7 protein-coding genes and 2 pseudogenes are annotated in these 11,920 nt (G+C 58.9%); 1 reads left to right on the forward strand and 8 read right to left on the reverse strand.

Annotated elements, in window-relative coordinates:
• Window positions 1-2: 2 nt before the first annotated feature.
• The 8 genes and pseudogenes from ACZ1HE_RS05165 to sucC all read right to left on the reverse strand — a co-directional run bounded on the left by ACZ1HE_RS05165 (window position 3) and on the right by sucC (window position 10,494).
• Window positions 3-1,172 (reverse strand): glycosyltransferase, encoded by a 1,170-nt coding sequence (locus ACZ1HE_RS05165; protein WP_472619834.1) that lies wholly within the window; start codon window positions 1,170-1,172, stop codon window positions 3-5.
• 117 nt (window positions 1,173-1,289) lie between these two features.
• A complete protein-coding gene (gene lpdA, locus ACZ1HE_RS05170; protein ID WP_472619835.1) occupies window positions 1,290-2,678 on the reverse strand; it encodes a dihydrolipoyl dehydrogenase in 1,389 nt (462 codons plus the stop codon).
• The gene (locus tag ACZ1HE_RS05175) at window positions 2,597-3,178 is read right to left on the reverse strand and encodes an MAPEG family protein (protein ID WP_472619836.1); all 582 of its coding nucleotides are present in this window, start codon (window positions 3,176-3,178) and stop codon (window positions 2,597-2,599) included. Before ACZ1HE_RS05175 ends, lpdA begins: the two co-directional genes overlap by 82 nt.
• A 122-nt stretch (window positions 3,179-3,300) precedes the next feature.
• Window positions 3,301-4,798 (reverse strand): annotated as a pseudogene (gene odhB, locus ACZ1HE_RS05180) (2-oxoglutarate dehydrogenase complex dihydrolipoyllysine-residue succinyltransferase).
• Between the two features lie 3 nt (window positions 4,799-4,801).
• Window positions 4,802-7,760: pseudogene (locus tag ACZ1HE_RS05185) on the reverse strand (2-oxoglutarate dehydrogenase E1 component).
• Window positions 7,757-8,299, reverse strand: coding sequence for a DUF805 domain-containing protein (locus ACZ1HE_RS05190; protein ID WP_472619837.1), 543 nt, complete (start codon window positions 8,297-8,299; stop codon window positions 7,757-7,759). Before ACZ1HE_RS05190 ends, ACZ1HE_RS05185 begins: the two are co-directional and overlap by 4 nt.
• A gap of 58 nt (window positions 8,300-8,357) precedes the next feature.
• Entirely contained in the window at window positions 8,358-9,239 is an 882-nt protein-coding gene (sucD, locus tag ACZ1HE_RS05195; RefSeq protein ID WP_108786130.1) for a succinate--CoA ligase subunit alpha, read from the reverse strand.
• Between the two features lie 61 nt (window positions 9,240-9,300).
• Window positions 9,301-10,494, reverse strand: coding sequence for an ADP-forming succinate--CoA ligase subunit beta (sucC, locus tag ACZ1HE_RS05200; protein ID WP_472619838.1), 1,194 nt, complete (start codon window positions 10,492-10,494; stop codon window positions 9,301-9,303).
• A 323-nt stretch (window positions 10,495-10,817) separates the two neighbouring features.
• On the opposite strand from sucC, the gene ACZ1HE_RS05205 reads away from it, so the two are divergent.
• On the forward strand, window positions 10,818-11,864 hold the full coding sequence (locus ACZ1HE_RS05205; protein WP_472619839.1) for a glycosyltransferase family 2 protein: 1,047 nt from the start codon (window positions 10,818-10,820) through the stop codon (window positions 11,862-11,864).
• The last annotated feature ends 56 nt before the right edge of the window (window positions 11,865-11,920 follow it).

Consider the following 11,920-nt stretch of genomic DNA (forward strand, 5'->3'; position numbering starts at 1 on the left):
GATCAGACCAGCGACTGCAGATGCACCATCCGACGGGCAAACTCTGTTTCGAAATCATGCGTCTGTGCAAACTTCAACGCGTGGGCGCAGGCCTGCACGACTGTCTCGCGATCCTGATCCAACTGGGCCAGCCGCTCCGCCATTGCAGAGATGTCGTTCATCTTGACAGTCCAACCGGCTCCGCTCCGAGGCGCCAGGTCGGCCCACATCTTGTTGTCATACCCGGCAATCGCCAACCCGCAGCCCATACTTTCCAGATAGGTACACGACGGATCGGATTGCTTGTGACAGCATAGGTAGACGTCGGCATTTGTGATCTGCCAAGGTACCAGCTCACTCGAAAAATCCACCGGATCATGCAGTGTGACGCATTCGGTCAGACCGCGTGTCGATATCTCGTCCTGAATGCTGTCTCGCAGCCGTCCCGCACCAAATATGTCCAGTGTGACCTCAACTCCCAGATCCCGTAGGTGTGTCACTATAGGCACCAGGTCTTGGGCGCCTTTCATTGGCTCCAAACGACCGGAAAAGACCAGCCGCAAAGGCTCGCCACGGCGCAACCGTTCCCGCCGCGCCTGCATCTGCGCGTCACTGCAAAAAAGGTCAGGCGTCATGCGATTGTCGAAATAGGTCAGCCCACCGGGCACTTTATCCTGATAGGCAAGAAACCCGGGCGCGCCATTGCTTTGCAGAGCATCGCACGCTCGCAATGCGCCGATCCTACGTCGCTCTTGTAGCAGGTTCCATGCGATGGATTTCAACCGTTTGAACATGCTGGTGTCAGGTTCCAACCATGCAATCTGTAATCGTGTCTCCAGAATATACTCGATCACATAAACCGTCTTGATCCCTGTCCCTTTTGCCAGCGTCGAGATGTGCAGATTGGTATGATCATCGGCGCTACACATAACCAGATCTTGGTCTGATATGTCGCCCAAACTGATCTCATCTTCTAAGCCGACCGTACGCAATTCAAATCCCAGTTCTTCGCGGGTACGCCGGACGTTGTATTCGATATGGGTTGCGCCGGTTCGAAGTAAACAGGTCACGGGACCCGGCCAGAGGTCGCAGTGACGCTTCATACCTTCATAGAACTTGATGTCGAGAAGAGCGCCCTCTGGCGTTTCAATCACCGGTGCAGGGGCCAAAATGATAAGGCGAGGCGAAGTCACGGGCGATAGTCTCCGAGATCGGGTCAAGGCTACGTGAGCATCTACGAGCGCAGAACCGATGGCAAGCGCTGTGTATGAGGCGCAAAGTAGCAAACCGGGCCGCTTTGCGCCGAAGCTTTAGCTGTGAATGGCTCCATCACCACAAGCCAACGCAGCCTCGCGCACGGCTTCGGAATACGTTGGGTGTGCGTGGCAGGTCAGGGCGATGTCTTCGGCCGAGGCGCCAAACTCCATCGCCACACAGATCTCGTGGATCATGTCGCCGGCTGCAGGGCCTATGATTGCAGCGCCCAGAACCCGATCTGTTTCGGCGTCTACGATGATCTTGACGAAGCCCTCGCCTTGATGCACCGCCTTGGCGCGTGCGTTACCCATAAAGTTGAACTTGCCAACTTTGACCTTACGCCCTTCGGCCTTGAGCGCATCTTCGGTCGCGCCGACGGTGGCCACTTCGGGGGTGGTGTAGACGACGCCGGGGATCACGCCATAGTTCACGTGGCCATGCTTGCCCGCGATTACCTCGGCCACGGCCATACCCTCGTCCTCGGCCTTATGCGCCAGCATCGGGCCTTCGATCACGTCACCGATGGCATAGACGCCCGGCACATTGGTGCGCCATTGCGCATCGGTGGCGATCTGACCACGTTCGGTCATCTTGACGCCAAGCGCGTCCAGGCCCAGCCCCTCGGCATAGGGTTTGCGGCCGGTGGCAACCAGCACCACATCGGCGTCGATCACCTCTTCGTCGCCACCCTTTTTGAGCTGGTATTTGACCTTGGCCTTGGATTTGGTGGTCTCTACCCCTTGCACAGCGGCACCCATGATGAACTTCAGGTTCTGCTTTTCCAGGATCCGCTTGAACGTGCGCTGCACATCCTTGTCCATACCGGGGCAGACCGCGTCCATGTATTCAACGACCGTGACCTCGGATCCCAGACGCGCATAGACCGAACCGAGTTCCAGCCCGATCACACCAGCCCCGATCACAACCATCTTCTTTGGCACTTTCGGCAGTTCCAACGCCCCGGTCGAGGTCACGACGATTTTCTCATCGATCTCAACACCTGGCAGTGACGAGGGTACCGACCCAGAGGCGATCACGATGTTTTTGGCCTCATGCATGTCGTCGCCAACCTGCACCTTGCCCGCCGCCGGGATCGACGCCCAGCCCTTGATCCAGTCGATTTTGTTCTTCTTGAACAGAAACTCGATACCGCCGGTGTTCTGACCAACCACGTCCGTCTTATAGCTTTTCATCTGGGGCCAATCGACCGACGGCGTTTTGCCTTTCAGGCCCATGTCCGCAAAGTTGTGCTCGGCCTCATGCAGCATATGGGTCGCATGCAACAACGCTTTGGATGGGATACAGCCCACGTTCAGACAGGTGCCGCCCAGGGTCTCGCGCCCCTCGACCACAGCGGTTTTCAGGCCCAGTTGAGCGCAGCGGATTGCCGACACATAGCCGCCCGGGCCTGCACCGATGATGATGACGTCATAGTTAGCCATTTACGTGGTCCTTTGTGGTTGTGTCGGGGTGGGGGCGCTGCCCCCGGCCCGATGGGCCTCCCCGGAGTATATGGGAAAAAGTGAAAGGTCATAGAAGGGCCGCCACAAGCATCGCCATCGTCGCAAAGAACCCTGCCATCCAGATGAGCGTCCGCCCGGGCGTCCAGCCGAAAGCATAGGCTAAGCACATAAAGCACCCGTGCTGCCAGGTATATCCAGGCAAAGGCAGTGGTGAAGACGGTGGATTGATCGGTGACGGTGATCGCCAGCGCCGCAATGGCATAGAGAACCAACCCCTCGGTGTGGTTGCTCAGCGCGCGGTGCAGGCGCGCGCAGATCGGGGGACGGGCAAACGGCACATCCCGCGGCCCCATGGCGGCATTCAAATCGACCGAGCCGTGGCCGGAGGCGAGGTAGAGAAAAACTGCACGCCCCAAAGCAGGGCGGCGAGGGTGAGGGTGAGGAGTTCGGGGGTCATTGCTCCGAATGTTCCCATCCATGAGTACAGTTTAGAAAGATCGGCCCGGCATAGCCGGGCAGCGCCCGACCCTCCCCAAGGGAGGACGCCTTGCGCCCAACCAGGGTCAGGCGCTGCCCTCTATAGGGAAGGTCGGTCATATGATTACAGATCCATCAACAAACGACGCGGATCTTCCAGCGCTTCCTTGACGCGCACCAGGAATGTCACGGCACCCTTGCCGTCGACGATGCGGTGGTCATAGCTCAGCGCCAGATACATCATCGGGCGGATCACCACTTCACCGTTGATCGCCATCGGACGGTCCTGGATTTTGTGCATGCCCAGGATGCCCGACTGCGGCGGGTTCAGGATCGGCGAGGACATCAGCGAGCCATAGACACCGCCGTTCGAGATCGTGAAGGTTCCGCCCTGCATTTCCGCCATCGAAAGCTTGCCGTCGCGGGCGCGCTTGCCCTTTTCGGCAATCGCCTTTTCGATGTCCGCGAATGACATGGAGTCCGCATCCCGGATGACCGGAACCACCAGACCCGTAGGAGTGCCTGGCAGCTACGCCCATGTGGACGAAGTTCTTGTAGACGATGTCGGTGCCATCAATTTCGGCGTTGACCTCAGGCACTTCTTTCAGCGCGTGACAGCAGGCCTTGGTGAAGAACGACATAAAGCCAAGGCGTGCGCCATGCTTCTTTTCGAACTCTGCTTTGTACTGATTGCGCAGGGCCATCACCTCGGTCATGTCCACCTCGTTATAGGTGGTGAGCATGGCGGCGGTGTTCTGGCTGTCCTTCAGGCGCTTGGCGATGGTCTGACGCAGACGGGTCATCTTGACCCGCTCTTCGCGAGCGGCGTCATCGGCCGCGACTGGCGCGCGCGGCGCTTGGGCAGCGGGGGTGGGCACAGCCGCCGCAGGCGCTGGGGCTGTAGCCCCTGCTGCCACGGCACGGGCCACGTCGTCCTTCATGATGCGACCATCGCGACCGGTGCCGGTCACGGCAGCGGCGCTGATGCCAGCCTCGGCCATCGCTTTCTCGGCCGACGGCGCATTGGCCACGTCTTTACCCAAAGCAGCCGGAGCCGACACAGCCGCCGCCGGAGCGGCAGCCACAGCGCCCGAGGACGAGATCACGCCCAGCTTGGCGCTAGCATCCACGGTGGCGCCTTCGGGGGCGGTGATTTCGGCCAAAACACCCGCTGCCGGGGCAGGGACCTCGACCGAGACTTTGTCGGTTTCCAGCTCACAGAGCATTTCGTCCTGCGCGACGGTGTCACCCACGGCCTTGAACCAGGTCGACACGGTCGCCTCGGTCACGGATTCACCCAGCGTGGGGACCATGACGTCAACATTGTCGCCGGACGGCGCAGCGGCAGCAGCCGGAGCCGCCGCAGGTGCTGGGGCCGCTCCTTCACCTGCGGTGATGGTGGCCAGCAGCGCGTTGACGCCGACGGTATCACCCTCGGCAGCGACGATTTCCCCCATGACGCCAGCGGTAGGGGCGGGCACCTCGACGGTGACCTTGTCGGTTTCCAGCTCACAGAGCATCTCGTCCACGGCAACGGCATCACCGGGTTTCTTGAACCATGTGGCCACGGTGGCCTCGGTCACGGATTCGCCAAGCGTGGGGACACGAACTTCGGTTGTCATGCTTTAGTTTCCTTCGATGCTCAGCGCTTCGTTCACCAGCGCTTCTTGTTGTGCTTTGTGTTGGCTGGCCAGACCTGTGGCAGGCGAGGCCGATGTGGCGCGGCCGACATAGCGTGGCCGTGTGTGTTTGGCTTTGATCCGGGTCAGGACCCATTCGATGTTGGGCTCGATAAAGGACCAGGCCCCCTGGTTCTTGGGCTCTTCCTGACACCAGATCACCTCGGCACCCTTGAAGCGCTCCAGTTCGTTGATCAGAGAATGCGCCGGGAACGGGTAGTACTGTTCGATCCGCAGCAGATAGACATCGTCGATGCCGCGCGCGTCGCGTTCCTCCAGCAGGTCATAGTAGACCTTGCCCGAGCACATAACGACCCGCTTGATCTTGTCATCCGCCACCAGATTGGTGTCCGAATTGCCCTTTTGCGCGTCATCCCACAGCACCCGGTGAAAGCTTGATCCGGTGGTGAAATCTTCGGCCGTGCTGATCGCCAGCTTGTGGCGCAACAGCGACTTGGGCGTCACCAGGATCAACGGCTTGCGGAAGGTGCGGTGCAGCTGACGGCGCAGGATGTGGAAATAGTTCGCTGGCGTCGTACAGTTCGCCACGATCCAGTTGTCCTGACCGCACATCTGCAGGAAGCGTTCCAGACGTGCCGACGAGTGTTCGGGGCCTTGCCCCTCGAACCCGTGCGGCAGAAGCGTGACCAGACCGGACATCCGCAGCCATTTGCTCTCGCCCGAGCTGATGAACTGGTCGAACATGATCTGTGCACCGTTGGCAAAGTCGCCAAACTGCGCCTCCCACAAGGTCAGAGCGTTGGGTTCAGCCAGCGAAAAGCCATACTCAAACCCAAGCACCGCATATTCCGACAGCATTGAGTCAATGACTTCGTATTGCGATTGACCCGCGCGGATGTTGTTGAGTGGGAAATACCGCTCTTCCGTCTCTTGATTGACGATACCCGAATGGCGCTGCGAGAAGGTGCCGCGTGTTGCATCCTGCCCCGACAGGCGCACAGGATAGCCTTCGGTCAGAAGCGAACCAAAGGCCAGGGCCTCACCCGTAGCCCAGTCAAAGCCGGTGCCGCTGTCGAACATCTTTTTCTTGGCGTCCAGCAGGCGACCGACAGTCTTGTGCATGGGGAAGCCTTCAGGGACGCTGCTCAGCGATGCGCCAACCTCGGCCAGGGTTTCCGGCGTGATCGACGTTTCGCCGCGAACGTATTCGTCCTTGTTCTTGTCCAGATGGGACCAGCGCCCATCCAGCCAGTCGGCCTTGTTGGGTTTGTAGTCTTTCCCGGCTTCGAACTCATCATTCAGATGCGCCTGGAAGGCGGCTTTCATGTCTTCGATCTCGCCCTCGGGAATCAACCCGTCCTTGACCAGACGCTCGGTATAAAGCGACAGGGTCGTTTTGTGGGTCTTGATCTTCTTGTACATGATCGGGTTGGTGAACATGGGCTCGTCGCCCTCGTTATGACCAAACCGGCGGTAGCAGAAGATGTCGATGACGACGTCCTTGTGGAACTTCTGGCGGAACTCGGTCGCGACACGGGCCGCGTGCACAACCGCCTCGGGGTCGTCGCCGTTTACATGGAAAATCGGTGCCTCAACCATCAGCGCGATGTCGGTGGGGTAGGGGCTGGACCGGCTGAAGTGCGGCGCAGTTGTAAACCCGATCTGGTTGTTGACCACGATGTGCATGGTGCCGCCGGTCTTGTGACCGCGCAGACCCGAAAGGCCAAAGCCCTCGGCCACAACACCCTGACCGGCAAAGGCCGCGTCGCCATGCAACAGGATGGCCATGACCTTGGTGCGGTCCTCGTCGTTCAACTGATCCTGCTTGGCACGAACCTTACCCAGAACCACAGGGTTCACCGCCTCAAGGTGTGAGGGGTTGGCCGTCAGCGACAGGTGGACAGAGTTGCCGTCAAATTCACGATCTGACGAGGCACCCAGGTGATACTTCACATCGCCGGATCCATCGACATCTTCGGGCTTAAAGCTGCCGCCCTGGAATTCGTTGAAGATGGCGCGATACGGCTTGGCCATCACGTTGGCCAGAATGTTCAGACGTCCCCGGTGGGGCATGCCGACCACGATGTCCTGCAGACCCAAGGCACCGCCACGCTTGATGATCTGCTCCATCGCCGGGATCAGGCTTTCGCCGCCGTCCAGACCGAACCGCTTGGTGCCCATGTATTTCACATGCAGGAACTTCTCGAACCCTTCGGCCTCGACCATCTTGTTCAGGATCGCTTTGCGCCCTTCTCGGGTGAACGAGATTTCCTTGCCGAACCCTTCGATCCGCTCTTTCAGCCAGGCGGCCTCTTCGGGGTTCGAGATGTGCATGTACTGCAGCGCGAACGTGCCACAGTAGGTTCGCTTCACGATCTCGACGATCTGGCGCATCGAGGCGACCTGAAGCCCCAGCACATTGTCGATAAAGATCGGGCGATCCATGTCGGCGTCAGTGAAGCCGTATGTTTTGGGGTCCAGTTCAGGATGTGGGGTGCCCGAACGCATGCCGAGCGGATCCAGATCTGCGACCAGATGGCCCCGGATCCGGTAGGCCCGGATGATCATCAGCGCCCGGATCGAATCCAGCACCGCGCGTTTGATCTGGTCGTCGCTCACCTCGACGCCTGTCTTTGCGGCTTGATCCTTGATCTTCTTGCTAGGCCGCCTGCGTCTCGCCCGCAGGCCATTCGCCGGTCAGGGCACCCATAACCTCGCCATCGGGCATCGGCGGCCAATCGGGTCGCGCCCAGGACGGGCCAGCGGCCTCGGCCTTTACGTCCAGTTCCGTGTCACCCATCTGACGAAAGAACTCGGCCCAGGCGGCATCCACCGCGTTCGGGTCATTGGCGTATTGAGCATACAGCTGCTCCAGATACTCGGCATTGTGCCCCTGCATAAAGCTTGAGGCGTGGAACACGTCATTGGGTGTATGTTCGGTCATGATTGTACCTCTGTTGGGTTGGGACCGTATTGGTTTGTGCCGGGCTGGCTGGGGCGGGTGAGCCACCACAGAACCAGCAGCGGAGAGACGATGAGCACAAGCATCGTCGGAACCAGCACCAATAGCGTGGCGCGGGTAAAGAGAAGGTCAAGAGAGCCGCCCGCGGCAAAGCTCGACGCGATGCCGATGCCAAAGAACAGCACGCCAAACGCACCCACAATCAGCAAAATCGGGAGCAGGGCATAAATCCCGCTGCGACCGGTATCATGCATCCGCCGCCAGGCGACGGTGAGGTGGGGCAGGAAAACGATAAGACCAACCAGGCTCTGCACCGGTTGGCTGGACGTGGCGGTGATGGTTTTGACGCCATTCACCTCAGTTTCAACGACCTGAGTGAACATCTGCCAGTCAATGATGCCGGCGATCACGTTCCAGATCACGATGAACAGGAAAAAGAACCAATACTCAGGCCGCGATGCGCGCCCCGAGAACGTGAGAAACTTAGAGAAACATGTTCTTACGGCTTGGTTGAATGTCATGTGCCTCGCCCCTCTGGAAAATTCGGCCCCGGCGTTTGTGCCGGAGCCGATAACTGATTTAGCCGATGGCCTTCAGCACAGCCTCGCCCAGACCGGCGGGGCTGTCGGCGACCACGATACCAGCCGATTTCATGGCTTCGATCTTGTCCTCGGCACCACCTTTGCCACCGGCAACGATCGCACCGGCGTGACCCATGCGGCGGCCCGGAGGGGCTGTGCGGCCCGCGATGAAGCCAGCGGTTGGCTTCCAGCGGCCTTTCTTTCGCTCACCGGCCAGGAATTCGGCGGCTTCTTCTTCGGCCGAACCACCGATCTCACCGATCATGATGATCGACTGGGTCTCATCGTCGTCCAGGAACATGTCCAACACGTCGATGTGCTCGGTGCCCTTGATCGGGTCGCCGCCGATGCCAACAGCAGTGGACTGGCCCAGGCCGATGTCCGAGGTCTGTTTCACGGCTTCATACGTCAGGGTACCCGAACGCGACACAACACCGACCGATCCACGCTTGTGGATGTGGCCGGGCATAATGCCGATTTTGCAGGCGTCGGGCGTGATGACACCGGGGCAGTTCGGGCCGATCAGACGGCTTGCAGAGCCTTCAAGGGCGCGCTGCACCTTCATCATGTCCAGAACCGGGATCCCTTCGGTGATGCAGACGATCAGCTCCATTTCGGCATCGATGGCCTCGAGGATCGAGTCGGCCGCGAAGGGCGGCGGAACATAGATCACCGATGCGTTGGCTTCGGTCACGTGCTTGGCTTCGTGGACCGAGTTGAAGACGGGCAGGCCAAGGTGCTCGGAGCCGCCTTTGCCGGGCGTCACGCCGCCAACCATCTTGGTGCCATAGGCGATGGCCTGTTCAGAGTGGAATGTCCCCTGCGAGCCGGTCAGGCCCTGACAGATGACTTTGGTGTTTTCGTCGATGAGGACTGCCATTTGGCGTTCTCCTTAGAATACTTGCTTTTGGGGAAAGGTGGGCTGGCACCCACCCCAAGGATTAGCCTTTGACAGCTTTCACGATCTTCTCGGCGCCGTCGCTGAGGTTGTCGGCTGCGATCACGTCTAGGCCAGAGGTGTTGATGATCTCTTTGCCGGCTTCCACGTTGGTGCCTTCAAGGCGCACAACCAGCGGAACCTGCAGGCCGACCTCTTTCACCGCGGCGACGACGCCCTCGGCGATGACGTCACAACGCATGATCCCGCCAAAGATGTTCACCAGAATGCCTTTGACGTTCGGGTCCGAAGTAATGATCTTGAACGCCTCAGTGACCTTCTCTTTGGTTGCACCGCCGCCCACGTCGAGGAAGTTGGCAGGCTCGGCACCGTAGAGTTTGATGATGTCCATGGTGGCCATCGCCAGACCGGCACCGTTCACCATGCAGCCGATCTCACCGTCCAGAGCAATGTAGTTCAGGTCATACTTGGAGGCTTCCAGCTCTTTGCTGTCTTCTTCGGTCACGTCGCGCAGTTCGGCGATGTCCGAATGACGATACATGGCGTTGCCGTCAAAGCTGACCTTGGCATCCAGCACCTTCAGGTCGCCGCCATCGGTGACGATCAGCGGGTTGATTTCCAGCATCTCCATGTCCTTCTCGACGAAGGCGGTATAAAGCTGACCCATCAGCTTGACGCACTGCTTGACCTGCGCGCCGGTCAGACCCAGCGAGAATGCGATGCGGCGGCCGTGGTAGGCTTGGAAACCAGTCGCGGGATCAACGCTGAACGACAGGATCTTTTCGGGGGTCGCAGCAGCAACCTCTTCGATATCCATGCCACCCTCGGTCGAGCAGACAAACGAAATTCGCGAGGTCTGGCGATCCACCAGCAGAGCCAGATACAGCTCGGTCTCGATGCCGGAACCGGCTTCGATGTAGATGCGGTTGACCTGCTTGCCCACCGGACCGGTCTGATGCGTGACCAGAGTGCGGCCCAGCATCTTCTTGGCTTCCTCGGCGGCTTCTTCGACCGATTTGGTCAGGCGTACGCCGCCTTTTTCACCGGCGTCGGCTTCTTTGAAAGAACCCTTGCCGCGGCCACCTGCGTGGATCTGCGCCTTGACAACCCAAAGCGGTCCGTCCAGCTCACCTGCTGCGGTTTTGGCGTCCTCAGCTTTCAGCACAACGCGGCCGTCCGATACCGGGGCCCCGTATGTGCGTAGAAGGGCCTTGGCCTGGTATTCGTGGATGTTCATTTGAAACTGTCCCGTCTGACTACGATTGGACCTCAATAGAGGTGTGTTGAACCTTCAAATAAAGGGTTTTTTGCCAGACCGCTGCAATTCTCCGTGGTTTTCTCAAGTTTGTGATCACGCTCTGAAAAACTGTGATCACAAGGCGACCGATCGCGAATCAATTTGCGTTGTCGGGTCGCGTGGCTGTTGTGAAACGGCATCAAACAAAAGGAAACAAGGCATCCAAGAAAGCGGCTTACTTGGATCAACTCACGTGGTAATTCAGGTTATGCTACAAATGTCCTGGGCAGTGATCGTCCCGAACAGGTGTTGAGGTTTCAGATATGGCACAGCGGTTGGCCACATGGGCCGTAACAGCAACAGTTGCAGAGCCCGTCGAGTTGCTGGCCGCTTTTGCGTGTCATCACTTGAAGATGGGCGCGTCCGAGGTTCGCTTGTATCTGGACAAACCCATTGGACAGGCCAAACGGGAACTCAGGCGCATTCCCGGTGTCGTGGTCATTCCCTGCAACAAGAACTACTGGGCATCAGAATGGAACATCGAAGCGCCTGAGCGATTGATGTTGCGGCAACGGCGAAACGCGCTGCACGCTTATCGCGAGACCCAGGCAGATTGGCTGGCCAATATTGATGCGGATGAGTTCTTGTTTTCCCGCGGGTCCATTGACCAGGTCTTGGCCGAGGTGCCGGATGATGATGATTTTGTAATCATGCCAAATGTCGAACGCGTATTTCGGCGCAGTGACATGAGTACGATCTTTTCGGGTCTGTTTCGGGTTCGAAGCCCCTATCGCCAACGTCGCAACAACATCATCTTTGGAGATGTGAACACCTACACCCGATCAGGGTTTTCCGGCTATGTGATTGGAAAAAGCTTTCTGCGCACAGGTCGACGGATGGTTCCCGGTTTGCATCGGCCATTCCGCCGAGATGGAGATGACGGGCTGTCCAGCGACCTCAAGTCATCCGAGATTGCAATGCCAATGGTGTGCCATTTCGACGGGCTGACCCCGTTGCATTGGATAGCCAAGCTATTGCGATATCACGAAATGGGCACGTACAGCGGGCAAATGCGGCAGGATCCGGCTCGTGTGGCACAGATTGACTACGTGATGAAAAACCTGGGCTCGGTCGCGGCAGTACAAGAATTGCACGATTTGGTGAAAACAATAGATGCAGAGACTGAAAAGCGTCTTACTGAGCAGGGGCTGTTGATTGACCCCGGTCTGGATCCGTCCAGGGATGTGGCAGATTTAGCGCCTTGGTTGTCATTTGACTATGACGTCCAGAAATTTGACCGGTCCCTGCGAGCGTCACGGCCAACACTTGCCGAGCAATTGGTAGACTATGATCGTTATCGGGTGGCTTGAAACAACAAAGCCGACGGAAATTCCGTCGGCTTTGAGATTGGCTTGCAGCCAAAGGC

Source organism: Falsiruegeria sp. JB4-1, assembly GCF_055693495.1.

Excerpts from the sequence above, each read along its gene's own strand:
- lpdA (WP_472619835.1), bottom strand. The coding sequence starts at position 2,678 with ATGGCTAACTATGACGTCATCATCATCGGTGCAGGCCCGGGCGGCTAT.
- ACZ1HE_RS05190 (WP_472619837.1), bottom strand. The coding sequence starts at position 8,299 with ATGACATTCAACCAAGCCGTAAGAACATGTTTCTCTAAGTTTCTCACG.
- sucC (WP_472619838.1), bottom strand. The coding sequence starts at position 10,494 with ATGAACATCCACGAATACCAGGCCAAGGCCCTTCTACGCACATACGGG.
- ACZ1HE_RS05205 (WP_472619839.1), top strand. The coding sequence starts at position 10,818 with ATGGCACAGCGGTTGGCCACATGGGCCGTAACAGCAACAGTTGCAGAG.
- sucD (WP_108786130.1), bottom strand. The coding sequence starts at position 9,239 with ATGGCAGTCCTCATCGACGAAAACACCAAAGTCATCTGTCAGGGCCTG.
- ACZ1HE_RS05175 (WP_472619836.1), bottom strand. The coding sequence starts at position 3,178 with ATGGATGGGAACATTCGGAGCAATGACCCCCGAACTCCTCACCCTCAC.